The 26,417-nt window shown below is 41.9% G+C and carries 28 protein-coding genes and 1 pseudogene; 23 read left to right on the top strand and 6 right to left on the bottom strand.

Annotation, left to right across the window (positions count from 1 at the left end):
* Positions 1 to 129: 129 nt before the first annotated feature.
* The 4 genes from MUO14_RS08380 to MUO14_RS08365 all read left to right on the top strand — a co-directional run bounded on the left by MUO14_RS08380 (position 130) and on the right by MUO14_RS08365 (position 5,374).
* Positions 130 to 1,470, top strand: coding sequence for an efflux RND transporter periplasmic adaptor subunit (locus MUO14_RS08380; protein WP_244754784.1), 1,341 nt, complete (start codon positions 130 to 132; stop codon positions 1,468 to 1,470).
* Positions 1,471 to 4,557, top strand: a complete 3,087-nt coding sequence (locus MUO14_RS08375; protein ID WP_244754783.1) for an efflux RND transporter permease subunit — start codon at positions 1,471 to 1,473, stop codon at positions 4,555 to 4,557. It begins immediately after the preceding gene.
* A 351-nt stretch (positions 4,558 to 4,908) separates the two neighbouring features.
* Positions 4,909 to 5,094, top strand: coding sequence for an H-type small acid-soluble spore protein (locus tag MUO14_RS08370; RefSeq protein ID WP_244754782.1), 186 nt, complete (start codon positions 4,909 to 4,911; stop codon positions 5,092 to 5,094).
* Between the two features lie 100 nt (positions 5,095 to 5,194).
* The gene (locus tag MUO14_RS08365) at positions 5,195 to 5,374 is read left to right on the top strand and encodes a small acid-soluble spore protein H (protein ID WP_244754781.1); all 180 of its coding nucleotides are present in this window, start codon (positions 5,195 to 5,197) and stop codon (positions 5,372 to 5,374) included.
* A gap of 166 nt (positions 5,375 to 5,540) precedes the next feature.
* Here the strand turns inward: MUO14_RS08365 and MUO14_RS08360 are convergent, their stop codons facing one another.
* Positions 5,541 to 5,756 carry a hypothetical protein gene (locus MUO14_RS08360; RefSeq protein ID WP_244754780.1) on the bottom strand — a complete coding sequence of 72 codons (216 nt, stop codon included), beginning with the start codon at positions 5,754 to 5,756 and terminating at the stop codon, positions 5,541 to 5,543.
* Between the two features lie 397 nt (positions 5,757 to 6,153).
* Here MUO14_RS08360 and MUO14_RS08355 point away from each other — a divergent pair, with 397 nt between their 5' ends.
* The 8 genes from MUO14_RS08355 to MUO14_RS08320 all read left to right on the top strand — a co-directional run bounded on the left by MUO14_RS08355 (position 6,154) and on the right by MUO14_RS08320 (position 12,164).
* Positions 6,154 to 6,306 carry a Fur-regulated basic protein FbpA gene (locus MUO14_RS08355; RefSeq protein ID WP_244754779.1) on the top strand — a complete coding sequence of 51 codons (153 nt, stop codon included), beginning with the start codon at positions 6,154 to 6,156 and terminating at the stop codon, positions 6,304 to 6,306.
* Between the two features lie 256 nt (positions 6,307 to 6,562).
* Positions 6,563 to 6,757, top strand: coding sequence for a hypothetical protein (locus MUO14_RS08350; RefSeq protein WP_244754778.1), 195 nt, complete (start codon positions 6,563 to 6,565; stop codon positions 6,755 to 6,757).
* 415 nt (positions 6,758 to 7,172) lie between these two features.
* Complete coding sequence (locus MUO14_RS08345; RefSeq protein WP_244754777.1) at positions 7,173 to 8,504, top strand: copper amine oxidase; 1,332 nt, start codon at positions 7,173 to 7,175, stop codon at positions 8,502 to 8,504.
* A 292-nt stretch (positions 8,505 to 8,796) separates the two neighbouring features.
* Positions 8,797 to 9,783 (top strand): class F sortase, encoded by a 987-nt coding sequence (locus MUO14_RS08340; protein WP_244754776.1) that lies wholly within the window; start codon positions 8,797 to 8,799, stop codon positions 9,781 to 9,783.
* Positions 9,784 to 10,050: 267 nt separating this feature from the next.
* The gene (locus MUO14_RS08335) at positions 10,051 to 10,230 is read left to right on the top strand and encodes a hypothetical protein (RefSeq protein WP_244754775.1); all 180 of its coding nucleotides are present in this window, start codon (positions 10,051 to 10,053) and stop codon (positions 10,228 to 10,230) included.
* A gap of 269 nt (positions 10,231 to 10,499) precedes the next feature.
* A complete protein-coding gene (locus MUO14_RS08330; protein WP_244754774.1) occupies positions 10,500 to 10,850 on the top strand; it encodes a DUF4260 domain-containing protein in 351 nt (116 codons plus the stop codon).
* A 98-nt stretch (positions 10,851 to 10,948) separates the two neighbouring features.
* A complete protein-coding gene (locus MUO14_RS08325; RefSeq protein WP_244754773.1) occupies positions 10,949 to 11,698 on the top strand; it encodes a MerR family transcriptional regulator in 750 nt (249 codons plus the stop codon).
* Between the two features lie 307 nt (positions 11,699 to 12,005).
* Positions 12,006 to 12,164 carry a hypothetical protein gene (locus MUO14_RS08320; RefSeq protein ID WP_244754772.1) on the top strand — a complete coding sequence of 53 codons (159 nt, stop codon included), beginning with the start codon at positions 12,006 to 12,008 and terminating at the stop codon, positions 12,162 to 12,164.
* A gap of 293 nt (positions 12,165 to 12,457) precedes the next feature.
* On the opposite strand, the gene MUO14_RS08315 is transcribed toward MUO14_RS08320, so the two are convergent.
* Both MUO14_RS08315 and MUO14_RS08310 read right to left on the bottom strand, forming a co-directional pair.
* Positions 12,458 to 14,182 (bottom strand): ABC transporter ATP-binding protein, encoded by a 1,725-nt coding sequence (locus MUO14_RS08315; RefSeq protein WP_244754771.1) that lies wholly within the window; start codon positions 14,180 to 14,182, stop codon positions 12,458 to 12,460.
* Complete coding sequence (locus MUO14_RS08310) at positions 14,179 to 14,886, bottom strand: CBS domain-containing protein (protein ID WP_244754770.1); 708 nt, start codon at positions 14,884 to 14,886, stop codon at positions 14,179 to 14,181. Before MUO14_RS08310 ends, MUO14_RS08315 begins: the two co-directional genes overlap by 4 nt.
* A 270-nt stretch (positions 14,887 to 15,156) precedes the next feature.
* Here MUO14_RS08310 and MUO14_RS08305 point away from each other — a divergent pair, with 270 nt between their 5' ends.
* The 8 genes and pseudogenes from MUO14_RS08305 to MUO14_RS08275 all read left to right on the top strand — a co-directional run bounded on the left by MUO14_RS08305 (position 15,157) and on the right by MUO14_RS08275 (position 19,727).
* Entirely contained in the window at positions 15,157 to 15,510 is a 354-nt protein-coding gene (locus tag MUO14_RS08305; protein WP_318036026.1) for an anti-repressor SinI family protein, read from the top strand.
* A gap of 417 nt (positions 15,511 to 15,927) precedes the next feature.
* On the top strand, positions 15,928 to 16,257 hold the full coding sequence (locus MUO14_RS08300) for a helix-turn-helix domain-containing protein (RefSeq protein WP_244754769.1): 330 nt from the start codon (positions 15,928 to 15,930) through the stop codon (positions 16,255 to 16,257).
* 251 nt (positions 16,258 to 16,508) lie between these two features.
* The gene (locus MUO14_RS08295; protein WP_244754768.1) at positions 16,509 to 17,267 is read left to right on the top strand and encodes a tyrosine-protein phosphatase; all 759 of its coding nucleotides are present in this window, start codon (positions 16,509 to 16,511) and stop codon (positions 17,265 to 17,267) included.
* A gap of 251 nt (positions 17,268 to 17,518) precedes the next feature.
* Positions 17,519 to 17,773: a VanZ family protein gene (locus MUO14_RS08290; protein ID WP_244754767.1), complete on the top strand. Its 255-nt coding sequence runs from the start codon at positions 17,519 to 17,521 to the stop codon at positions 17,771 to 17,773.
* A 430-nt stretch (positions 17,774 to 18,203) separates the two neighbouring features.
* Positions 18,204 to 18,734, top strand: a complete 531-nt coding sequence (locus tag MUO14_RS08285; RefSeq protein ID WP_244754766.1) for a hypothetical protein — start codon at positions 18,204 to 18,206, stop codon at positions 18,732 to 18,734.
* 65 nt (positions 18,735 to 18,799) lie between these two features.
* Positions 18,800 to 19,189, top strand: a complete 390-nt coding sequence (locus MUO14_RS08280; RefSeq protein ID WP_244754765.1) for a hypothetical protein — start codon at positions 18,800 to 18,802, stop codon at positions 19,187 to 19,189.
* Positions 19,182 to 19,298, top strand: a pseudogene (locus tag MUO14_RS24735) (hypothetical protein); the annotation flags it as partial. The gene MUO14_RS08280 and the pseudogene MUO14_RS24735, both read left to right, overlap by 8 nt.
* On the top strand, positions 19,299 to 19,727 hold the full coding sequence (locus tag MUO14_RS08275) for a toprim domain-containing protein (RefSeq protein WP_244754764.1): 429 nt from the start codon (positions 19,299 to 19,301) through the stop codon (positions 19,725 to 19,727). It abuts the pseudogene before it with no gap.
* Positions 19,728 to 20,107: 380 nt separating this feature from the next.
* Here MUO14_RS08275 and MUO14_RS08270 read toward each other — a convergent pair whose 3' ends face one another.
* Positions 20,108 to 20,332 (bottom strand): hypothetical protein, encoded by a 225-nt coding sequence (locus MUO14_RS08270; RefSeq protein WP_244754763.1) that lies wholly within the window; start codon positions 20,330 to 20,332, stop codon positions 20,108 to 20,110.
* A gap of 288 nt (positions 20,333 to 20,620) precedes the next feature.
* On the opposite strand from MUO14_RS08270, the gene MUO14_RS08265 reads away from it, so the two are divergent.
* Positions 20,621 to 20,824, top strand: a complete 204-nt coding sequence (locus tag MUO14_RS08265; protein ID WP_244754762.1) for a hypothetical protein — start codon at positions 20,621 to 20,623, stop codon at positions 20,822 to 20,824.
* A 489-nt stretch (positions 20,825 to 21,313) separates the two neighbouring features.
* A complete protein-coding gene (locus MUO14_RS24730) occupies positions 21,314 to 21,442 on the top strand; it encodes a hypothetical protein (protein WP_396265815.1) in 129 nt (42 codons plus the stop codon).
* Positions 21,443 to 21,826: 384 nt separating this feature from the next.
* Here the strand turns inward: MUO14_RS24730 and nhaC are convergent, their stop codons facing one another.
* A complete protein-coding gene (gene nhaC, locus MUO14_RS08260) occupies positions 21,827 to 23,266 on the bottom strand; it encodes a Na+/H+ antiporter NhaC (RefSeq protein WP_244754761.1) in 1,440 nt (479 codons plus the stop codon).
* Positions 23,267 to 23,292: 26 nt separating this feature from the next.
* Complete coding sequence (gene iadA / locus MUO14_RS08255; protein ID WP_244754760.1) at positions 23,293 to 24,438, bottom strand: beta-aspartyl-peptidase; 1,146 nt, start codon at positions 24,436 to 24,438, stop codon at positions 23,293 to 23,295.
* A 258-nt stretch (positions 24,439 to 24,696) separates the two neighbouring features.
* On the opposite strand from iadA, the gene MUO14_RS08250 reads away from it, so the two are divergent.
* A complete protein-coding gene (locus tag MUO14_RS08250) occupies positions 24,697 to 26,361 on the top strand; it encodes a sigma-54-dependent transcriptional regulator (RefSeq protein ID WP_244754759.1) in 1,665 nt (554 codons plus the stop codon).
* The last annotated feature ends 56 nt before the right edge of the window (positions 26,362 to 26,417 follow it).

The following is a 26,417-nucleotide window of genomic DNA, read 5'->3' as shown; positions in this document are numbered from 1 at the left end:
CACTCTTTTCAACAGAGTCTAGCTCCCATAACATTCACCAATTTGTCACCAGTCGACAAGTTGCAATCTTTTTCACACTTTAGTAACATTATCCATAATTATGATCACACGAGAGAGGGAAATGAACCGATGAAGCATCTTACATATCTTGTCCTCCTGCTGACCATCACCACACTCACCGCCTGCAATAATAATACCGACGAACAACAAGCCGAAACCCGCACGACACCCGTCGAAACCACCGCCATCATTCAAGATAACTTCATTATTGAAAGAAAAATAGTTGGGAGGGCAACGACAGCCGACACCTCTCCCGTCCTTTCAAGCGTCCCCGGGGAACTTGTGACGTTAAACGTAGCCAAGGGCGACCGCATTGAAGAAGGTGAGGCCGTCGGCGTCGTCGATCCCGGAAACAGCAGCAGCCAGGTCGAGCTCCAGCAGCTCGCTGTCAAGCAAGCGAAAACACAGCTCGAAAACGCGCAGGTTGCCTTTGAGCAAGCACAAGCTGGTGTCGAAAACGCCAAGAAGCAAGTCGACATCGCCCGGCAAGCGGCTGATGCCAAAGCCAGTCAAGGTAACAAAGCCGCTACAGCCGCTAAACAGCAGTACGAACAAGCACAGGAATTAGCGGATCAAACGAAGCAGCTCGTTGACGAAGGAACCGTGCCAGAAGTCCTTTACAAACAAGCGCAAACCCGAGCTGACCAAGCGAACGCCCAATTTCAGCAGCTAACCGGCGAGAAGGGAGCCCCGACCGATTCAGCTGTTGCCCAGGCTGAGGCCCAGGTCGACCAGGCAGAGCAGCAGCTGGAGCAAGCACGGATCGGCATCGATCAAGCGGAGCTCCAAGTTGAACAAGCCCAGGTGCAGCTCAATCAAGCCGAAGAACAAGGGGCAAACGAAGCGATTACGGCCCCAGCCAGCGGGGAAATTTCTACCCTGGAGGCCAGCGAAGGTGACGTCGTTACCAATCAACAACCATTTGCCACGATCGTCAGCCTTAACCCGATGACGATCACGGCGGCTGTCACAGCCGAACAGCTCGGTTTATTTTCTGAAGGAAGTGAACTGCAGGTTAAAATTGATACGCTGGAGGAGCCTGTCACCTCAACAGTCAGCTACATTCCATCGGTTCCAGATGAGACGGGCCTTTACCCTGTCGAAGCCACCGTCGATAACGCGGAGGAAACCATTAAACCGGGCATGATGGCGACCTTCCTTTTACCAGAAACAGTGGTAGAGGATACGATGATCGTACCGACAGACGCAGTTGCGGAAGAAGCTGGTGAATCTTATATCTACCAGGTTGTCGATCAGAAGGCTGTCCGTGTCGATGTGGAAGTGGTCGAGTCGCAAACCGACCAAACCGCGATCTCAGGTGAGGTGAAGACTGACGCCCCCGTGATCACAAGCGGCCAGCTCACTTTAAGTGATGGCGCCAAAGTGACGATCATGAAGGAGGACGCGTAAGTGAAGCTCGTTAACCTATCCGTGAAGCGGCCCGTCGGTGTCATCATGATCGTCGCCGCCATTCTCGGGCTCGGCTTCGTGTCATTACGGTCGCTGACGATCGATTTGTACCCAGATATTGAACTTCCGATCGCCGTCGTGTCAACGAGTTATGAAGGAGCGGCGCCGCAAGAAGTCGAGAAGCTCGTCAGCCGACCGATCGAATCGGCTGTCAGCTCGCTTGAAGGTCTGGAAGTATTGCAATCCCAGTCGCAAGCAGGGGCCTCACTTGTAATGATGCAGTTCAATACAGGTGTTGATCTCGATAGCACGTTGCTTGAGGTTAGAGAGAAGGTCGATTCAGTGATCGGCGCGCTTCCTGAGGGGGCGGGGGAACCGAACGTGCTTCGTTTCGACCCGCAGCAGCTGCCGATCATGACCATTGGCCTATCTGGTGACACGCCTGAGAATCTGCAGCAAATTGCCGAGAGCCAGCTCGTCCCGCATTTTGAACGCCAGGAAGGGGTCGCTTCGGTCAGTATTGAAGGGGGACGAACGCGGGAAGTTCAGGTGCTCGTCGACCGTGCCCAAATGGCCCAGTATGGCCTCGATTCACAAACGATTATCCAGGCCCTGAATGCCTCCAACCAGTCCGCCTCAGCAGGCAGCATTCAAAAAGGGCAGAAAGATCTGCAAATCCGTATCAACGGGGATTATCAGAGCATTGAGGATGTTCGAGAAACGATCATCCAGTCACCAGAGGGAGCCAGCATTACTCTTGATCAAATTGCTGATGTCGAAGAGAATTTTGCCCGATCAAATACGGTATCAAAAGTAAATGGCAGTTCGTCCGTCGTCCTGTCCTTTTTGAAAAAAACCGACAGCAACACAGTGGAAACAGCGAATAACGTCACGGAGGCTATCGATGAGGCGAAGGCTGATTTGCCGGAGGATGTCGAGTTGGAAGTCGTCCTCGATACGAGTGAATTTGTGAAAACGTCGATCAACAGTGTCGTGAAAAATATTATTATCGGCGGGATCATTTCGATTTTCGTGCTGCTGCTATTTTTGAAAAGTGTGCGCGCAACGCTCGTCATCGGGATTTCGATTCCGATTGCGATCATCTCGACGTTTACGTTGATGTTTTTCACCGGTGAAACGTTAAACGTGCTGACGATGGGCGGACTTGCGCTCGGGATCGGGATGATGGTCGACAGCTCGATCGTCATTTTGGAAAGCATCTACAGTTATCGACAGCGGGGTTACTCGATCATCGAGGCCTCAAAGCAAGGGGCCTCTGAACTCGCACCTGCCGTCATCGCATCTGCAACAACGACCCTCGTCGTGTTTTTGCCGATCATATTTGTGGAAGGAATCGCCTCCGAGCTGTTCACACCGCTCGCCCTGACGATCTCCTTTGCGTTAATCGCGTCACTGGCGGTCTCCGTTACACTCGTACCGATGCTGTCATCGAAACTGTTAACAAAACCCATCAGAACAAGCGGTCGGCGCGATTGGTTTGATCGTTTGTTAGAAAAAGTGAACCATGGCTATCGGAAGCTATTAAGAACCGTATTAAGGTTTAGGAAAACAACGGTTGCGATTACAACCGTCTGCGTTGCCGGCAGTATCGCCCTGATTCCATTGATTGGAACGGAATTCATTCCGCCATCAGACCAGGGACAAGTATCGATTCGAGTCACACTGCCAGAAGGAACCGCCATTGAAGAAACGCAAGAACTTACAAATGAAGTTGATCAACGGCTGGAAAAATTCAGCGACGTGATTGATGTCAGCTACCTGACGATCGGCGGTGGCGGCATTGGCGGGGGAGTCGGCAGCAGCTCCTCAGACTATGGGTCGTACACGATTCAGCTTGTTGACCCGGGGGAGCGGGAACGAACAACGGCGGCCGTCGTGGAAGACATTGACGAAGCCTTAGAGGGGCTGGCTGGAGCGGACATCTCTGTTGGTGCGCTTGAAGCGGGGCTCGGAACAGGCGCGCCGTTACAAGTGCAGATCAATGGACCGGAATACGAAGTGCTCGACCAGCTGTCCCAGCAAGTCGTCTACTTAATGGAAGATGTCGATGGGGTCAGCGAACCGACATCTTCAACAGAAGAAGGCAGGCCGGAAATGCAAATCGATGTCAACCGCCAGAAGGCTGCCCAATACGGCTTAAGTGATCAGCAAGTGATCAATCAAGTCCAGCTCGCCTTCAGCGGTAAAATCGCCACAAGGTATCGGGAAGCCGGCAACGAAATCGATGTCCGATTGATTTTGCCTGAAGAAGAACGCCAAACGATTGCCGATCTTGAGGGTATGTCGGTGCAAACCCCAAGCGGATCGATTATCCCGCTTGCGACCATTGCTGATTTGACCCAAGTTCAGGGACCTGTTTCGTTGTTGCGCGAAGGCCAGCAGCCGCAAGTCAACGTGGAAGCAGAAGTCGTCGACCGTGACCTCGGCAGCACAACCGAAGCCGTCCAAGCGGAACTTGACAGCCTCAACTTCCCTGATGGCTATTCTTATACCATCGGCGGACAGGCGGAGGACATGCGCGACGCGTTTGGCGATTTGGCCCTGGCCCTGGTATTTTCGATTTTCCTCGTCTATGCCGTCATGGCGATTCAGTTTGAGAACTTCCTGTTTCCTTTCATCATCATGTTCTCACTGCCTGCTACCATCGTCGGCATTACCGGAGGCTTATTTATTACCGGACTGCCATTCAGTCTGCCAGCCTTCGTCGGGATTATCATGCTCGCGGGGATCGTCGTCAACAACGCCATCGTGCTCGTCGACTACATTAATATCTTACGAAGCAAATCATACGACAGAACGGAAGCGATTCTAGAAGCCGGCCCCGACCGCCTGCGTCCCATCCTAATGACAACACTCACCACCATCTTAGGAATGCTGCCGCTCGCACTCGGAATTGGTCAAGGCGCCGAAGCCCAACAACCGCTCGCGGTGACCATCATCTTCGGCCTGACCGTCTCAAGCTTCTTCACGCTCGTTCTTATCCCTGTCGTCTACACCTTCTTCGACGACCTATCCAACAAAATAACCGGAGCCTTCCGCAAAACAAAAGAAGAAGAAAAGGAATAAACTTCCACCTCAGGTCATCCAAAATCTGGATGACCTGAGGTGGTTTTTATTTCCAGGTTGTTGGTAAGCGGTTGGGAGGGTGGAATGAGCGCTCGCCTATTTTAGGAAGTAACGGTCTCGCAAAAAATTGCACGATTTCTGCTATAATTGCGTGAAATTTTATTTAATTGCACGAAATTCGCGATAATTGCACAAAACTTTGATTAATTGCACGAAATTTTCAAAATATGCACATTTGGGTGCTTATTACACCTATGTAAACTCCAAGCGATTCCTCCATTAATTGAAAAAGTGTATATAAATGGTGGTTCAAGTGAAAATTATAGATACAAGATAAAGGAGGCCTTTATGATGAACAAGGAACGCGCAAAAGAAATCTTCCACTCCTCCGAGATGATCGATGTAACCCACGATCAACGCCCCATCTATATCGAAGAGGTTATTGAAAGAAGTGAAACGGCTCGGGTTCACCCAGTTGATCAACCTAACATAATCCAAGAAGTTCCGTTGTATGATTTGAAGGAGCAGCAGGACTAAAAGCAGAACATTCACTTCAACATGATCGTTACAACAAGTATATTAAGTAAATTAGAACAAATAGTATGATTGTTCCAAGTTCAAAGGAGGTGGTTTAACAATGAATGCACAACGAGCGCAGGAAATAGCGTCTTCTTCAACTATGGCTAATGTAACCTATAATGGGGAAGGTATTTACATTGAGCACGTGGACGAATCAAATGAAACAGCTACTATCCACTCCTTAAATGCACCAAACAATAAACAAAGTGTTTCTGTAACCAGCTTAAGTGAACAGTAATTTGTAAAGTGTTTCATCAGGTTTCTAAGTAATTTGCAGACTGAAAAAGTGTCTAAATGAAAACATCCCGTACCACTTTAAAGGTGATACGGGATGTTTATTGAAATCACTTTTCAGAACTTACCCTTTTGGGACAGTATAATTCCGACCTAGAAAAAGTGTTCGGTTAATAATCTTCTTGACCGCCTTCTTTTACTGAAGCTCTTGGGGCAATATCTTTATCCTCGGTTTTCTCATACCCTTTATCTAACTTCCCAGCATTTTCAATGTCTCCAGAAGCCTTGTAACCAGCGATCTCTTCATTAGATGTTGTCCCATAAAGGCTCATTCCACCCAATTTTCCATTTACATTTTTCTCATTGTGATCTTTTTTCTTATCCATATTTTTCACCTCCTGTTGGTAATATAACCAAAGGAGGCCTAATCTATAAATATGAAAAAATCCGTTGTCAGCAGAGACATATGAAAGAAAGGCAGAAAATAATCACCAAAAACTTCCACCTCAGGTCATCCAGAAATCTGGATGACCTGAGGTGGAAGTTTGTTTCCAAAAATAATGATGTTAGGTTTTGTTACGCGGTTAATGACGCGGATTTAAAGATATCTTAAGATTGAATTAACAAATCTTAACAGGATATCTGATAAAGTGAATGTAAGTTGGAATACAACAGGGAATCAAATCGTAAGGATAATAACTTGGAGTTAAAGTTTGAGATAAATTATTTACTAGGACGAACAGCTATGTATCTAAAGCCATAAAAAGTTGATGGAGGTGCGTGGTGAGAAATCATCTTCGTGAAGCTGTAGAAGAAATGAGGCAGCATTACATTCAAAAACTTCTAGATGCTAACGTTCGTAACGATTTAGACAAAGATCCTTCCTCATTTACTTTGAGTGAACTTGAAAATATCGTTAAGTTCTACCGCCTTTAAGTTTGAGAAGAGGCACCTTTTTGTAAAGTCAGGAGGATTCAGAAAGCCCGTCTTCATTATACGAAGACGGGCTTTTCCCTATAGCGAACGATCACTAGCATTGCAAAGTCAATCTGAATACCTCTCTGAATGAGGGAAGTTAAGACGGTTTCAACCTAATTCATCCTCGCACTTATCGTTTCGGTTTAAAGTATATTTTATCCGTGATCTGACAACAATGAAACTATGTAACTATCCAAAACGAGGAGAGGATTTAATGAAGACGGTAGATTATACATTATCTGATACTGGATTACATTTGAGTCAAGAAGAGATTCAAAACTTAATACCTGAAGAAGAGTATTGGTTTCTAAATGAGAAGTTTGCCCAAGCCCTTAGAAATGTAGATGCTTTTTATGAATCACAAAACATAGATCCTCAGGAACTTTACCGACCTTTTCTAAGATCCTAAGAGATAAGATGACTTTTACGCCCTTTGGTTAAAAAGGATTCAGCCGCTATGACTGAATCCTTTTTTCTATCCTATTCAACTTTACATCATGCCTTCCTGTTTTCCCACCGAGGTAGTCTACATCCATTTGGAGGTTTCTTATTTGCCTTGACACCACTTTGAAAATCTCCTTATGGTCTTCTAGCTTGTCATTAACATAAACTTCCACCTCAGGTCATCCAGATTTTGGATGACCTGAGGTGGAAGTTTATTTCCAAAGTTTATTATCGCCCAAAAACCTTGTCACGACAACATTTTCAAAAAAATCTGCAAAAAAACTAAAAAAATTCTCGAAAAAAGTGATCCAATTGTAATCCACTCACGATAGCTAGGCAAGAAAACAAATCAGCACAAAACTTTAAGGGGAGTGACTCACTTGAAAACAGTAAAAAAAGCAGTCGTCTTGTTTATGGCCATCATGCTATTGATTCCATCCATGGCTTTGGCACATAACGGCGAAACACACACAACGTCAAAAACGCCAGCCGCTGATCTACGCTCAAGCTTAGATCAACTATTATCGGAACACTTTGTTCTAGCAACAACAGCGATGATTAAGGATTACAATGATGCAGAAGATGCCGATGAAGTGTATAAGAAGCTTGATCAGAACGCGAAAGACATGACACCGGCGATTGCTTCCGTTTATGGTGAAGAAGCAGCCGCTAAGTTTGAGGACATCTTCCTTGGTCACAATGACTACACTCCAGATTTCGTAGAAGCGAAAGTGAACAATGACAAGGAAGCTCGTAAAGCAGCTGAAGCAGAAGTAGACGAGTTCGTTAATGAATTCAGTTCTTTCCTTGCAAAAGCAACAGAAGGTAACCTTTCAAAAGAAGCAGCAACAAAAGTGTTAGCAGCACACGAACAAGATGTTATTAATGTGTTTGATCATTATGTAGCTGGAGAATACGAAAAAGCATACAAAACGTTCCGCGAAGGATTCAAGCGTATGTTCGACATTAGTAAAGCTCTATCAGGCGCGATTGTAACGCAAATGCCAGACAAATTTGAAGGAACAAAAGCCGTTACACCAGCCGCTGATCTACGTTCTACATTGAACCGTCTGGCTTCTGAGCACTTCGCTCTAGCCGTTCTTGAAATGCAGAAAGGCTTTAACCAGGCTGAAGATTATGATTTCGTAACATGGGCTGAGAACATGAACACGAAAGAATTTAAAGAAGCGATTGGTTCCATTTATGGCGAAGAAGCTGCCACACAGTTCCAAAAGATCTGGCAGCAAAACCATATCAAAGCACAATCTGAACTTGTAACAGCAACACTTGAAGAAGATGAAGAAGCGCGTAAAGCAGCAGAGCAAAGCCTGCAGAAATTCGCTGAAACGTTCGGTCAATTCCTAGGTGAAGCAACAGGAGGCAACCTTCCAGCAGATGCAGCAACTAGTGCTCTTTGGTCACACGAAGAAGATGTCATCCAAACTTTTGACCATTATGTAGCTGGTGATTACCAAACAACCTATGAGTCTTTCCGTACAGGATATGGCTTTATGTTTGGAGTAGGTGAAACATTAAGTGATGCGATTGTAAAACAAATGCCGGATAAATTTGCTGCCGAGCAAATGCCAGAAGATATGCCTAAGACAGGAATGGGCGGTACTGCAACAAACAGCCTTTGGACTTGGGTATCATTCGGTGCACTAGTCCTCATCTCTGGTGGCTTCATGATTAGAAAAAAAGCGCAACAATAAACAACTAGAATACACCGCTCCTCAGGAGGTCCAGCTTCTGGGGAGAACAAGGGCACCCGCATTTACCTCACCCTCAGGGTCAAGGTGAATGCGACTGTCCTTAACATTTTCAAAAAATAAACCGGCGAGCCTGGCACAACCCTCTCAGGTAAAATGCAAAGACTCGTCGATAACTGGTAAGGTAGAGGGGAGGGGAAACCCTCTCCTCTTTTTGTAAGATAGAAATTTTTAAAATAGAGAATGCGTGACGCTGGTACGCTTTAGTTTTAATATATTAGAAAAGGTGATGGGTATGAAGTGGAGAACTTATTTTACAATTGTAGGCTTAGCGGCCCTCTTGCTGGCAGGGTACAACTCAAATGTGTGGGCGAATTTCACCTCACCCTATGATCCCACCCCAGAGCAGGAAACGAAGGAGAAGAACTCAGGAAATATGGCCTCTGATCTCTCACTAAAATCAGAAGAATTTACCGTCGTTGATGAATCAGGGGATATAAAAGATATTAACTTTGAAACGGAAACACCGGATCAAAACAGTGGCATTGTTCCTACCAACTTGAAGGTGCCAAGTCTCGACATCGACGCCCCCGTTAACGAAGTAGGGGTACTGGACAACGGACAAATGGGCGTACCGAAAGATGATAAAAGTGTAGGCTGGTTTGAGCCAGGAACGAAACCAGGCAACACAGGAAACGCGGTTCTAGCCGGACACGTTGATAGTCAGGAAGGTCCAGCCGTATTCTTCTACTTGAAAGATTTGCAAAAAGGCGATGAAATCATCGTCACAAATGAAGAAGGGAAAGAACTGACCTATGTTGTCCAGAAGCTAGAAAGCTATCCGGCCGATGAAGCGCCAATCAAAGAGATCTTCGGTAAAACAGACAAAAAAAGGCTTAACCTAATTACCTGTACAGGAACCTTTGATTATGAGCAACGCACCCATCTGGATCGCCTCGTCGTGTATTCTGAGCTGAAATCATCAGTAGACAAGGAAGAAAAGCAGCCAAAAGAAGATTCAGACTACGACATCAAAGCACCAACTAGTGTCGAAGTAAACGGAACCTTCGTCACATGGCATGCTGTACGTGTAGAAGGTGTAGCAGGTTATCGCGTGTATCGCAGTAAAAACGGGGAAGACTACGAAAAAGTCGCAAGCATCTCCGAACACGAACGCAAAACATACACCGACCCTGAAGCATCCAACTACACCTACTACGTCACAACCGTCTACATGGACGGAACCGAATCCGAACCATCCAAACCCACCAAAGCCAAATAAAATAACCACCGCCCACCACCCATAAACTTCCACCTCAGGTCATCCAAATTCTGGATGACCTGAGGTGGTTTTCATTTCCATTTCTTATTTTGAGGGCTTTATGTGAACAGATACTGTCCTAACTCCAAAAACAAGCTTCATCGAATGAATAGTAATGTGCTACAGACGACCGTTCGTTGAGTAACTCTATTATTTTTTCGATATAATCTACTTCCCAGTAATGTTAACCACCACCAATGAATAAGGTTGTAAGAGGAGGTGAAGAGTTTGGACGATAATAAAAAGCTAGCGCTAGAAATGGCCAAAAGTTTCATTCAGAACAGTAACGTAAAACCTCTCTCTGGAGAGGAAGGGATAGAGTATTTATTTGACAATACGATCTTTCCCTTTTCTACCATAGTGGATCATTTTCTTACGAATATTGAGATCATTAATGATTGGGAATAGCTGAATAAGGGCAAACGCTCTTATTCAGCCAATATTTTAGGACTAATTTTATCAATATAGGCAACATGGTTCATTCTATCCTTTTAATAGATTTCTATATAAATCTCTCTAAGATCATCTTAGATCACAAAAAGGATCACCCAGCGCATCCTTTTTAGTGAGCGCCGATAAAAGGGGAGTGAGCGAACTATCATTGAAGCCTCAGGACAACAATAAAGGATTTCATCAGAAAATAGTAGAATATGTAAGGAAAAGGAGGCGAATAAAAAATGAACAAAGCATTGTTACATATCGAAGGACTAGCCGCACTCATCCTATCCATCTATTTTTACGCCCAAACAGACGCAAGCTGGTTAATGTTTGCTCTCTTACTCTTAGCACCAGATCTATCCGCACTCGGCTACATCATCAACAACAAAATAGGCGCCTACACATACAACGCGTTTCACACCTATACACCACCGCTCCTCATCATCCTAATCAGCACCTCACTAAAAACCGACACACTACTTCTCAGCCTAGGATTGATTTGGGCAACCCACATTGCCATGGATCGCATGATCGGATACGGCTTGAAAGATCCCTCAGACCCGAAGATCACCCATTTACAAAAATTATAAAAAAACCCATTGACCCTCACGCAACGTCACACCTTATAGTCCATACATAAGGGGACGGAAAAAGCTTCCCAACACAAAAGAAAGGAGGCACACTCACCATGCCGATGAAAGTAAAAGAAGTGGCCGAACTCGTAGGCATCAGCATCCGTACCCTGCATCACTACGATAATATCGGTCTGCTCACACCGCAGGAAACGACCGAAGCCGGCTATCGCCTTTATTCAAATAAAGACCTGGAAACCTTGCAGCAGATTCTATTTTTCAAAGAACTCGACTTTCCGTTAAAAAAGATCAAAGAAATCATTACGAATCCCGATTTCGAACAAAAAGAAGCTCTTCAACTTCACCGGAAAATGCTGCTTGAGAAACGCCGCCGGTTGGATAATATGATTCTAACGGTAGAAAAGACGATTCAACAACAAAAAGGAGAGATTCATATGACGAACAAGGATAAATTCGAAGGCTTTGACTTTAGCCGCAATCCGTACGAACAAGAGGCCCGCGAGCGATGGGGCGATGAAGCCGTCGATCGTTCAAACGCTAAACTGAACAATATGTCCCAACAAGAAAAAGACAACATGTCCAGACAAATGGATACCATCTACAAAAGGCTTGCGACCCTAAGACACGACGCCCCCGGTTCTGACTCAGCCCAAGCGGCCATTAAAGAATGGTACTTTTTCATGAGCGAAAGCATCAACAACGACGATCTTATGAAATTCAAAGGCATCGGCCAGCTCTATATCGATGATGAACGTTTCACTAACAACATCGACAATTATGGCGAAGGCCTGGCTGCATTCATGCGTGATGCGATGGCGCTTTTTGCTGATAGTCACAAAAAATAATAATGAGGTGGACCTATGGAACAGTGGATCGAGGAACAATTTTCAGATTATCTATTAAACTAAGCAGCCAATTCAATATATACCGATGCCACCCACGCCAAAAAGCTCGGCGACTTTGAAAACTATGTCTTCGAGGTACACAAAAACAACGAAAGGGGAATAGGTAATCAATTTCCATGTAGATGTAAAGACAATACCAAAACATGGAATCTGTTGATGGATAATGATACAATGAATACAGATAGGTTCTTTCATTTCATGTGCTTATTGATACTTGAAGGAAGTTTTGGAACGGAGGGTGAAACTGATGAATATGCCATTGATTGAAGTGGAAGAAAAGGTTGCTCATAATGGAAAAGTTCAGTTTCGTTCTCAAAGAGACATCAATCAGGAGCGACGTGAGAAAAGACAACGTAAGCGTGAAGAACTGGAACGTGAACTAAAAAAAATACTTGCCACTGAATAATAAGGAAAACGTCCAAGTCTAACTTTAGATTTGGACGTTTTTGTCAGGCATATACTGTTTCTTGAGGTGATAAAATGATCAACCCCAAAGATGAAAAAGGCACAATACCGTTTACACCCATGGCCGAAATAATAGAAAAAAATAAGAAAAGAAGAGAATTGATTTATAAAATATTAGAGAAACTGTAGAAAGAGAGTTGAAAGGTAAACCACAATAATAACATACCCTATGCTCCAAAAATTCGGAGCATATTCCTTCAAAAATCACAGCTAACTTAACTCCCATCCATAAGTCTAAAGCATCTGCTGATCCACCAATTCCCTGTACCGCACATGCCCCTCATACAACTCCCCATGCCGACCCTGACCCGTAATCCTCCCATCCTCAAACACAAGCAGCTTATCCGCATCCACCACCGTCGACAAACGATGCGCAATCACAAGCGTCGTCCGCCCACGCATCAACACATCAAGCGCTTCCTGCACAGCCGCCTCCGCCTCTGAATCCAAATTCGACGTCGCCTCATCAAGCAACAGCACATCTGGATCCCTCAGCAACGCCCGAGCAATCGCAATCCGCTGCCGTTGCCCACCTGACAACTTCACACCACGCTCCCCAACCGACGTATCCAATCCGTCCTCAAGACCCATCACAAACTCAAAGGCATTCGCCTGCCTAAGCGCCGCCTCCACCTGCACATCCTTAACCACACGATCAAGACCATAACACACATTATCCCGAATCGACCCCGACATCACCGGACTCTCCTGCGACACATACCCAATCGACCGCCGCCACACCCCAAGATTAAGCCGCCCAAGCTCCTCATCACCAACCACAATCATCCCGCTAGAAGGCTGATAAAACCGCTCAATCAACGAAAACACCGTCGTCTTCCCAGCACCACTCGGCCCTACAAGCGCCACCGTCTCCCCAGGCCGCACATCAAACGTAAGCCCCTTGAGCACAAGACGATCCGACTCCCTGTAGCCAAACGACACCTCACGAAAACCAATCCCTTTTTTAGAAAAGTCCGAAGCCAGCCCCTCGCGCTCAGGGGGTACGCCGTGCAGCACCTGAATCCGTTCCGTGGCTCCCATCGCCTTTTGAAACGCCGTCACAAAAGTCGCCATCTGACTAAATGGCACGACGATCTGGAACATATAAATGATCACCGCAACAAGCGATCCAGCCGAAAGCTCACCTGCGGCTACCCGTACACCGCCGTACCCAATCAACACGACCAGCACGACCATGATGATCGTCGTCATAAACGGAGAAATCACCGCCTGAATCCGTGCTTCCTTTAAACCATATGTAAACAACCGCTGAATCCCATCCGCGCCCTTTTCACTCTCCAGCCTCTCCGCATTCGACGCCTTCACCAGCCGGATTTCGCTCAACACCCGGCCAAGATTCGCACTGAAATTCGCCATTTCATCCTGCAGCCTCCGCGACACCCGGTACATCACACGCCCAAGCGGCATCACTACAAGCAGTGCAACCGGAACCGACAACAGCATAATCACCGTCATTCGCCAATCAATCGTCAGCAAAATCACTACCGCACCAACAATCGAAATCACACCCGTCACAAACGAGACTAGATGATTTGTCACTAAACTTTTAACGGTAGTCGTATCCTGTGTAATCCGGCTCATCGTCTCCCCGGACTCATGCTCATCAAAGTACGAGACAGGCACACGCAAAATATGCTCCCACAGTCCCCGACGAATATAAGCGACAATATGCTCGCCAATATACGCTAAGATATAGTAAGAAAATCCCGCCGACACCGTCTGAACGAGCAACGTCACGCCAAGAAACACCATTAACCCTGTGCTCAACGCTCCTCCCGACAGCTGATCCACCAAATCCCTTGTAAACAGCGGCACCATAAGCGAAGCTGCCGTTTCAAACAAACTCAGTACAAGCGCCACCACCACGAGCCAGCGTGCCGGCAGCCCCGCCTTGACATAAGCAAAAAATCCCCTCACCGTTTGCTTTCCCTCACTCATCCCGCATCACCATCCAAAATCAAATCAAGCAGTGTCACAATCCCAAGCAGCTTCCCATCACGATCGCCGCCTTCGGTAATCATCACAGCCTTCAGCTTTTCACCCTCCCCATGACTCCGCTCAAACAACTCCTCAACCTCAAACACCGACACATCCGCAGGCATAAACTCGACATTATGCACCTTCTCATGCCGCAGCACATCCCCAACCGTTACACCCCCAATAGAAACTGACCCCTCACAAACCGATTCTCGCAGCCAACGCACAACCCCAGCATCCGTCAGCAGCCCAACAAATGCTCCCTCACGATAAATCGGAAACTGTGACACCCCATGCTCCCGAAACGCCTCAATCACATGAAGTAACTCCGTCTCCTCATAGAAAAACATCACCGGACGCGTTGCCACATCAAGCCCTAAAGGAGGTTGATCAAGCGTTCGTTTAATCTCCTCAAGCTCCTCCACAACCTCAACGTGGGGCGACGCAATATAATAGCCACCCCTCACACGCTCATGCACAATCGCATTCCGCAGCTTCGCATACTGGCGAAGCGCATCATAAAACTCCCGAACCACACCCCGATCCTTCGAATGATTCAGCAGCTCCGCAAAGTTGTCATTCTTCGGAAACCCATTCATCTCTTTCAAATGCTGATGAATCTGATTAAACGCCAGCTCAAAACGCTCCACTAACTCCTCCGACATCCTTTATCACTCCTTCCTATCCTACCAATTCGCTAACTATTTCATAAAAAGTATCATGTCAGCACCGTTGTAGTAGGAAAAATCCTATATACCTCTTATTATAACCAAAACCATCAAGACTCATAGGACGGATTCACAACCAACCGCTGGCTGCATAACAATCGAAACAATTATCCGAAAAGACTGGTAACTTTGCTAAATCCATGCTATTTAAGCCAACTAGGTCAAGTAGTCGATGTTTGTACTTTAAATAGAACGCTCTAGCGGACTGTGATCTCATTTAAACATAGGAAAGAAGGTGAAAGAACGATGGTGACCGCATCAAACATATCCGTAAAGATTGACAACTGTCGCTATCCGAGCTGGCTAAGCGAGCCAGCGTCGCAAAATCCTACTTTAGCTCGATCGAACGTAACCTGCCAATCAGCTGATCCGTCCAGCTCTTTAGAGAAGATCTCCAAAGAGCTGGACATCCCGATCAACGGAGAAACAAGTGGAAAAGACGACGCCTTAGACAACGATTGGTTCGATCTCGTCCATGAAGCCATGAACTCAGGCATTTCTAAAGAACAGTCACGAGAGTATTTGGAGTTTAATAAATGGAAGATTCATCAGGGGAAATAAAAAGGTTTACGAGCAAAAAATCGCTTTAACTACAATCGAAGCGGTTTTTTTGTATGCTTCTCCGTAGGCATTGGGCAATATATAAATGGTGTGAATACGAGCCTTTAAAAGAGAGGTAGAGTTCTTAAAGAACAGATTGAATATTTAAAATTCAAATAAATTGAAAAAGTCTGGCAAAAATCGCTCTATACATAGGTAACTGTCTCGCGTTATGTCAAAATAGCTCATCCTTTAGCGAAAAAAAGTGTATTAAAAATATTGGTTTACCCCATGCGTATGGTAATATAAACAATTATAAAGTCATAGGTAATTTCCAGTATTGACCCATAGATTACCTCCAAATGTGAAATTTCTATGTTTTATACATAAAATTTGGATATGACTAACCTACTAAAAAAAGAAAGGAGGGTACAAGGCTTGATTGGTGAACACATCAAACGAATAAGGAAAGAAAAGCATATGACTCTATCTGAACTGGCCGAACGTTCAGGTTTTGCTAAATCATATGTGAGTTCGATAGAAAGAAACAGACAGACAAATCCTTCTATCCAATTTTTAGAAAACATTTCTAAAGAACTTGATGTGTCCCTTACTTACCTGTTATACGGTAAAGAAAACGACCGTGTGTTAGATAAAGGTTGGGAAAACTTGATTCAAGAGGCACAGAATCTAGGGGTATCTAAAGAACAGTTTCGTGAATATCTAGAATTTAATAAATGGCAAGATGAGCAGAAAAGTAATATGTAGCGATTGTATTATCCTGCTACTTTTTTATGCTGGACATCTTGGATTCTAGACTTTGTATGTTGAAATACTTTTGGTTAGGTTTTCGTCAGACTTACAAAACAATTGATTGTAATTGGATTAACTCTAAGCCTAGAGAAAGAAATACCGGTAGAAAAAATAGGTTGATATGTGAAAGAAATAATAGCTAAGATAATAAAAATAGAGTTCTAGCTTTAATAGGTATAGAAAAAATTAGGGGGAAGGTTTTTCAAATGATTGATATTCACACACATATTCTTCCAGGTGTTGATGATGGGGTATCAACGATGGAAGATAGTATGAAAATGGCAATGAAAGCAGTTAAAGATGGCACACGAACGGTAGTAGCTACGCCTCATCATAATAATGGCAGTCACTACAACTATAAAAACAATATTCTTCTACAAGTAAATGAGTTGAACCGGCAACTCAATGATCGCGATATTCCGTTAACCGTTCTACCTGGTCAAGAAACCCGTGTTTATGGGGATATCCTAGAGGGGCTTCAGAAGGATGAGATTTTAACTATTAATGAAAGTGATTACGTGTTTATTGAGTTACCTCGTGATCATTTTCCGCAGTATTTAAGTAATTTTTTATTTAATTTGCAAGTGGAAGGTTATCGACCGATTCTTACACATCCAGAAAGAAATACCCAAATTATCGAGCAGCCTAATTTGCTTTACTCTTTAGTGAAAAACGGAGCTTTTGTGCAGATAACTGCCTCTAGTTTACTCGGAAAATATGGCAGGAACGTTAAGAAATTATCCTACCAATTAATAGATTCGAATTTAGTTCATCTGATAGCATCCGGAGCACAGAAGTCTAAGGTCCTTAATCTTAAGGAAGCGTATAGAGATCTTAAAAAGAACTATGATCAATCAATGGTTTATTATTTCTCTGAAAATGCTCAATATGTTGTGGAAGGGCAGTCATTAGCGACTGAACCACCAGAAAGAATTAAAAAGAAAAAGATATTAGGGGTATTCTAATTGAATATATTGAACAAGAGACCTGCTTCATTAAGTAGGTCTTCATTTTTGTCTATGTATTATATCGGACAAAAATTTCTATACTTAATAGTAAAAAGTAAAAAACAGAAAGAAGTGTGATTTTCATGCGTCGCTTTCTATTAACGGTTATACCCATTATCTATATGCTGCTTATATGGATGCAATCCAGCTATTCGATTAATGAAATTAAAAGGTTTATCGGTGTTTTATAATGACGATAAACACTATGCTTGAGAGTTTACATTTCCATTCTGTACCTTATGCTAGTCGTTGCTCTTTCAGCAAACGACAAGTTTTCCAAAGCAACTAGCTACTTAGCTGCAGGCATATCCATGCTCTATGGATTTATAGACGAAGTACATCAACTTTTCATAGATGGAAGATCGTTCACAGTGAATGATCTAGTTAAGGACGCTATCGGTGTTCTTGTAGCCTGTTGGTTGGTTAATGCTATTTACTTTAATAAATATATTAAGAGCCGCTAAATGATAACTTTTAAAATAAACGAGATTACTTACGCCTACGCCCTTCGAAAAAATTATACATTCCAACCCGAAGTAGTTAAAGATGGTGATGAATTTAGGAAATGCATCAAAGGATTATAGTGAAAATTAACAAATAACCTGCACTCCTGGGGGGATGCTTGGGAACCTACCATAGAAATATGGCAAGGCACTGGGAATCTACCCTACCATACAAAGCTTCATACAGAAGAAAAAAGAAACGATTACACAAAGCCTAAGAAAGGAGATGACTTCCTATACGGTTGCTTCTTATTTCAATATTGATACCAGTGACTATTCCCTGGATTATCTACATCATTGGACTAAAGATCATGAAGGTTTGTTGCAGGAAGTCCAAACCACGGCCAAATAATTTATTGTGACCATTGAAGATTCTCTGGAGAAAGAAGAAATGAACATTAAAGAATCCAGCAGTGAAAACAAAAAAGAGACTAATGTTCAATTACCTTCTGAAAAACTAGGAGACATGTACCGTAGTCAAGTGAGTGCAGCTAAACGAAATAGCAGCCCTTTTGGGGGAAAAGAGAACAGAGAGGACGAATTGGACTACCAGGGTTTTAAGGATGCGTACAAAAAAGAGGTGATGAACTTTATTGAGCCTATGGTTGGGAAGGGGTTAGATAAAGAAGAAGGTACTGATAGCCAAGAGCGTTTGAGCCAAATGCTTTCTTTCCAAAGGAATCATAATCATAAAGAAGTGAATGAACTGAAGGAAGAATCGCTGCAGGAATTAAAAGAGCTACCTTTAACAGAACGCGGTGAACAACGCTTAGCTCAAATAGAAGCCAAGTTGGAGAGAGAAGTTAGTCCCTGTAAGGAAAAAGGTGAAGGAAAGGGTAAACAAATGTCAGAACGGACTAAGAGTAATCAAGATATTTATCAGCAAACGGATAAAAAGAAAAAAGTTGAGATTGAACGTTAGACAGGGAGATTTATTCCCTGTCTTTTTTATTTGGCTATTAAATATTAGAAAGGAGGAAGTGCTACATGGTCAAGCATGTAAGCGCGGAACAAGTGGAGATTGCAAGGAATGTGGATCTGTTAGACTATCTACAGCGTAAAGGTGAGCCATTGAAAAAGGAAGGAAGCTACTATCGCCACCAAAAGCATGACAGCTTAGTGATTAAGGATCAAATGTATGCCTGGAACTCAAGAGATGAAAAAGGAGCAGGCGTGATTAACTTTGCAAAAATGTTTTATGGCATGAGTTTTCCAGAAGCTGTGGAAGATTTAAATCGACAAGGGTACAGAATGAAGGTGGTGGAACAGGAGAATCCTAAACAACCTTATTATTATCATCATCAGTATGAAGTGAAAGACAAAATAGGGCCAAAGACTATCTCACTAAAGAACGCAAAATTCACCGAAAATCGTTGAGTGGCTGGATCAAAAAGACTTAATTGCCCAAGACAAGCTTGGCAATGTCATTTTTAAGTGGAAACAACAAGGGGATATTGTTGGGGCAGAGAGACAAGGGACCATTCCTATGAAAGATGGACGAATGTTTAAAGGAATCGATAAGAATAGCCATGGATCCTCAGGCTTTTCAATCGATATTGGAAAACCGAATTCTATATATTTCTTTGAAAGCCCAATTGATGCTCTTTCATATTGGAGTATAAAGAAAGAAAAGCTACAAAATACTCGCTTAGCGTCCATGTCTGGCCTCAAACGTCAGACCATGATCGATGAAATGAAACGTATGGGTAAAGAAAATCATACGATCCGTCATATAACCATTTGTACGGATAATGATAGGGCGGGAAGGGAATTTGCTTTCAAGTATCATCGGTTGATGAATAAAAATCTATCTGCCGTTGATCTATCTAAGCAAAAAGATTGGAATGAAGAGTTAAAGAAAGGTTATGAGGAGAAAAAAATGCGAAATAAGGTAATTCAGACTTATAGGGATTAATCCGTTAAAAGTGAATGAAAATGGAGAAGCACTTACGCAACTAACGGGGAGGTTTAAAAGCTTTCTTATTCTGTCGTCTCAAGGGTATAAATGAAGGTTATTACGATGTATATGCTGCTTCGACTTCATGATGGTGTTCACGAATCCAGCTAAGCTTTAAAAGCTTGGCGACTTCGATTTGCTCCCTCATTTTGTCACCTCCGGTGAAAAGAACGTATCACAATGAGAGAGACCTCTCGTTGCTTCTGGTATAGATGGTACTTTAATCTTGGTTTCCATCTCCTGATGAAAGCGATCATCCTTACGTAATGTATAAAAACAGTGCTTGATGTGATCAGCGCTTGGGTGCCCGTGAGCTGATGCAAGATTCAAGGCTTGGTTTAATAACTCAAAGTCACTTTAATCCATTTATCAATAATTGGCTTCACAGGGTCCATTACCGGAGAAGGTCGTTCCACTGTCTCTCGCTGCTTCAAGTCCTCTTGATCTGCGTATTTCTTGACGGTTCTTGCATCTATTCTCATTCGGTTAGCTACATCTGAGTATGTACACCCTTTTTGGTTGGTTTCAAGTCTGATATAATCAATTTGTTCCACTTGTAACATCTCCTAATTACCTCCTGCTGAACGTTGTTGATCCAACGAGGAGTTTAAAGTTATTGGGAGAGGTTGGCAAGTGGATTTTTTATGCCTTCATGTTCGAAGAACACCTACATAAACTGACTGTCATTACCTACACTTTTTTATAATGCCATAAACAAGAAGGGTGTTCATGTATCCACGGATCCCTAAAACTGTTTTTCAACTGAATCTTTACCTATTGATTATTTTTTAAAGTAGACTTACTCTTAAAGCTGTTTTGCTATATAATAATGGAAAAAAGAGGTGTCTACTATGCAATATGAGTTGATTCGTACAGAGATGGAACAAGATGGTTGTAGGGCTCTCAAAATAAAGGATAAAGTAAGCAAGGAAATTTACGTGTATTATACAGAGGAAATCTTCCTGATAGAAGAACCAGTTTTAAAAGCTTTCTTGTTTTCCCGTTTAAAGCGTATAAACGATGGTTATTATGATGTGAAGTCGTTAGGGTCATGAATGAACTTATTCGTACTTATAAAATGATCAGATACGTCTTATGCTCTTCACGATTTGTTCATTTTTATGCTAATCAAGGGTCTGTTTAAGACGAGGTACGATCATGGATCGTTCATCTAAATTATCATAAAGGAACAATATGCCTAAAGATTCAGAGAACAGCCATTCCGAGGTCACACCACATCATATGGTAAAAGAGATTGTATCATCAATGATGATACAGGAAAACAAATAGGCGTTTGCTGCCGGTCAGAAGAAAAAGCTCATTGAATTAGTGGCCGACGAGAAGATGAAGGAGTTAAAGCGAAATATGAAGAAGTAACCAGGTGTTCAATTTAGGAGGTCAGACCCGCTACGTTAAAGCGTTAAATGATTGGATATGGGGAAGGGTAGGTAGACCTATATGACTAAAAATGAAAAATTAGCTGCATATGATGGAATTGATACAGACAATTTAGTTGGAGTAAGAGGAATAAAGCAATTGTTAAATTGTTTTTACAAGGAATGAGTTATAAGGAAATAGCTCTTCAATATGGATTGACACCAAGTAGAATTGAACAGATAACAGATCGTCAAGCCCGCAGAGCAAGCTCATATAAGAAATCATTGAATCCCTAAATTCGTCCCCCGTTAAAGTGGCCCAATAAGACATGATGAAAGAACGGTGGCTGAAACCTGAGACCCTTGTGTCATTAATTTCCCATGTTAGGACCCAGGAACAATGGTTTTCCTTCCTGAGCCAGTGGCTAACTGTAAAAGGTAGGCCATTGGAACTGTACACTGATTTTCTAGTAAGAAGGATAACGAACTATTAAACTCTTTGTATAATATGTGGCTTAGCTTGACGACTACGGGGATTGGTCCCCGGTGTGTTAAAGCACAGACTTCTGATTTTGAGTTTTGTCGGCCTTAATAAGTAAGAAAAGGAATAACCTGAATAGATTATTCCTTTTCTCTGAATTTATTAAAATTCTGGTTGATTCAATAGCAATATAGACTTAATTATACTATATCTCTATCTTTATCTTCTTGAGATATCTCACTTACTTTTTCAATCCCAATACCTGTGTATCCCAGAATAATCGCGAAAATGAATCCTAGGTAACACAAGATAGCCCAAGGAGCATAACTTATCGTTGACACACCAAGTACTCCAGCCATATAGACTCCCGCAGACGACCAAGGGATAATTGGAACGACAACGGTACCTGAGTCTTCTAATGTTCTAGATAAATTTTTCGCATGTAATTTTTTCTTTTGATAGGTATTTTTAAAAAGTTCACCCGGAACAATGATCGACAAATAAGAATTTCCGGTAACAAGAGCCATTGTAATACAAGATACAACCGTTGATAAAATAAGATCACCGGTTCTTTTGACGATTCTTAACAAGGCAGCCATAATTACATCCAAAGCGCCGGACTTTGTGATAATACCAGCAAAGGCGAATGCACTAAATGCAATTAGAATGACACTTGTCATTGACTGCATTCCACCTTGATTCACCAGTCTTGTTACTTCAGATATCACTCCTTCAGCATCAAATCCTGGTTTGTTAACCATTGCAACGTCAAATCCTGTAACTGCAGAAGCAAAAATGTCTGTTAAAGAAAACCCTTGGTAAAACTTAGCGAGAATTCCCGCTATAATAGATGAAAAAATGATTGTAGGCAGCGTAGGCTTTTTTGTTATTGAGCCATAAAGAACAATGACAGGGGGTAATAATAATAAAAGATTCCAATCAAACATGCCTGCTAAAGTTTGTAACATAGCATTTGTTTCTTCTGGTGTTGAAACTGCTTCAGCCGGTAGATTAAACCCTACAATTGTATAAATGATCATTGAAATGATGGCGGCAGGGATTGTCGTATAAAGCATATGCTTGATATGTTCATACAGTTCACTTCCTGCGGCTATAGGTGCTAGATTTGTTGTATCTGATAAAGGAGATAGTTTATCTCCAAAATATGCACCTGCAACAATTGCACCTGCTGTAGCAGGTAAGGAAGCGCCTAACCCAACGGCAATACCCATTAGAGCTACCCCAACAGTACCGGCAGATCCCCAGGATGTCCCAGTTACAATTGAGATAATTGCGGAGACCACAAATGCAATGAGGACAATGAATCTTGGATTAATTAATTCCAATCCATAATAAATCATCAACGGTATCGTGCCCGAAATCATCCAAGTACCAATTAAAATACCAATAGATATTAATACTAAAATTGCCGGCATTGCCATATCAAGTTTTTCGCGAATACCGAGCATCATCTCATCCCATTTAACTCCTACGCGCAGCGCAATAAATCCAGCGAAAATGGATGCGATTATTAACAATGGTTCAGGGCTAAATCCATAAACACCATAGCCTATAGCTAAAAGCAACAGCATAGCTACAATTGGTATGAAGGCTTCTAATAAAGTCGGTTTCCTTTGCATTATGTTGTCCCTCCCTGTCTAGATTTCTATTCAAATGTTCCTTTTATAAGAATTTCTTTATTTCTGAGCATGTGCTGTCCTTTTGCAAAGACGTGTTCAATTTCAAAAGTATCTTGATTCATTATTAGAATATCCGCATCGAAACCTTTTTTTAGTGATCCTTTTTTATCTAGGCAAAGTGCAGTGGCTGGATTACGTGTTACGAGTGGCAATATGTCTGTAAGAGGTAACTCATAATCCTTAACAGTGGACACAACTTGCTCAAATAGTGTTCGTTGGGAAGCCACCCCAAAACCAATCAATTCACCTTTATTACTAAATTTAGGCAAACTGCCATTTCCATCTGAAGATATACTAAGTTGTTCTAAATTCCCCTTATTTTGTTTATAGTATTTGACCCACTTCCCTGTTTCCTCATCAGCAGTAATATCAACAAAAGCTCCCTTATTAGCTAACTCTATAGCATCATCGACAAGTTCCTTACTTCTTGTAATATGTGTTGCATAGATGTTAGCAGGAGGAATCTCGTAATCTTCTAACAGAGTATGTAAAAATGCTAGACGATCTTTGCCTATACCTACATGAAAATGAGTAACACCTGCTTTTCTACTTAATAAACCTCCAATTCTTGCTTCAGAAACTAACTTTGCAACCTCTTGAACAGAAGGTTGTGCCGATCGTGAGTCAGAGATTGCAATCTCTCCAGCCCCGATAACTTTATCAATTAGGATAATATCATCTTTTACAGATGATGTTATTGTCGGAGTAGGGATATGATAGTTCCCCGTATAAATATATGCGGTAATTCCCTCTTCCTCTAACCCCCTTGCTTTAGCTAATAACGAAGTCATGTGTCTAGTCGTTCCGTCTGTTCCCAGACAACCAACAACAGTAGTGATACCCGCCTTGATAACTTTACTGAGTTGAAGTTCGGGAGTCCTAGTAGCAAATCCTCCTTCTCCGCCACCGCCTATTAAGTGGACATGGGGGTCTATGATTCCGGGAGTAACAATTAAACCGGTAGCATCTATTACTTCGACGTCAAATAGAGCTGAAAGCTTTGTTTCGCTAATCTCTCCTATTTTGACTATTTTTTTATCAATAATTAAAACTGATTGATTTCCTAAATATTCTGGTGCGTATATTTCACCGTTCTTTATAAGTGTAATCATAATATGTTCCTTCCATTAATTTTTTCAACTGTTTGGTCATTATCTTGTCAGTAGACAACAAAGAAAATAAGATTCTTTCACTTCATCCTTTTCTAAATATAACACATTCTAAATCAATACAACCCATTAAAACCTATTAATCGTTCTCTTTTTGTATTGAGAAGGTTTTGAAAGACTATGATATTCTATGATTTTTATTCAATACAATGTAAAATAGATCAGTATAGGTTTAAAAGTTATATACGGGGCGTGACTGTAATGAAAAGAAGGTTGATTGTAATAGGGATACAAGAGGAGAACCTATTATATCTAAATAAACAATTAGAATATATCTTTGACGGCATGATAACTATTAAAAGTATAACCTTGAAGGAATTAAACTTTGGCTCTATCTCATCAAATGATATTGTTTTATTATCTGCAGTGGCAATACAAGAGTTAGTGAGGCCCTTTTTACCAGATTCTTGTGTGTTTATAGTAGCAAAAAGAACTGAGAATGTTGTAAACATGAAGGAGCTCCTTTATTTGGAATCAGGAAAAAGAATATTGGTTGTTAATGATAATTACAACGACACGATGCAAACAGTAGATTCCTTAAGAGAGATTTTACCAAGTCATATCTATTATCCTTATGTAGCACAAAAACCAACGCCAAAGAAAATAGACTTTGTTGTTACGCCTGGGGAAACTAACCTTATACCAAAAGGCTTTCCACATATTATTGATATTGGACCACGTGTTATTTCCATAGAAACCTTAATTAAAATTAAACAACACTTTCTTTTGGAAATTAAAGATTCAACATTAATGCAACTTTATATAAAAACATTGGTATACTTGACTGAAAAGAAATCTAGTGTTTCCCCAGTTTCTGTTATTGACCAAAACCAACATAGAACTTTGAACCAAATAATTACTAAATCGTCTTTGTTGAAATCTACAATAGAGATCGCCTATAAGATTTCCCTAACGTCGAATGCTATTCATATTGAAGGTGGTATAGGAACTGGAAAACAAATGCTTGCAGAAATGATACATAATGAATCCTCATTTTCTACACAGCCTTTTTATGCTTATAATTGCTTAGATAAAGAGCCAGGGTCCATTGAAGAAGAATTATTCGGCTCAAAAGATCAAAAGAAAAAAGGTATTATAAACTCTATCACTGGCGGGACTTTATATGTGAAAAATATTGATCAACTTCCATATTCTCTTCAAGGAAATTTATTTAGCCTTATAGAAATGAACACATTGAATAGGAAGACAAATAAAATACGAATAATTACATCCTCATTAGAAAGCCTAACTGATTTATTAAAGAATGAGATTATTCGTATTGACATCTATTCATATATTTCTTCCTATGTGTTGAAAATGCCGTCATTATCAGAAAGAAAGGATGACATTGCCCATTTAGTAGAAGCGTTTAAAAATCATTTCAATAGAAAGGACTTAGCATTTTCAAATACAGCTATGGAAGCTTTTTATAACTATCAATGGCCTGGAAATGTAAGAGAGTTATACAACGTTATTTCATATTGTGTTTGTTTAAATAATACGTATATTAAACCTGAATCGTTACCACTCTTTTTCAGGGGAAACCAGGAAAAAACTGATACTGCCACAGATAAGGATTTAGATATCAAAAAAATAATCAGCGAAATTGAAACACATGGATTCCTTTCTGAAAGTATAAGCCTGCTGCGAATATACAAAAATGGGAAAGATAAAAATGAATCCTATGGTCGAAGAAGAATTAAAGAATTTCTTTTGAATGAACGGTATATTCTTACTGATCAACAATTGAGATTGAGAATTGAAGTGCTTAATAAGCTGGGGTTACTAATTGTTCGTAAAGGAAGGGCAGGAACAACTATTTCAGCTAAAGGAGAGCATTTTTTAAATTTGTATAGTGAATTATAAGAACTGTACATTGTTTTCACATTTTGAAAGAAGTATCTAATTCCTACAAAAAATAA

This window comes from Halobacillus shinanisalinarum (assembly GCF_022919835.1).
Taxonomy (GTDB): Bacteria; Bacillota; Bacilli; order Bacillales; family Halobacillaceae; genus Halobacillus_A; species Halobacillus_A shinanisalinarum.
The sequence above is the reverse complement of the archived record's forward strand: the minus strand, read 5'-3'. Positions and strand labels throughout refer to the sequence as shown.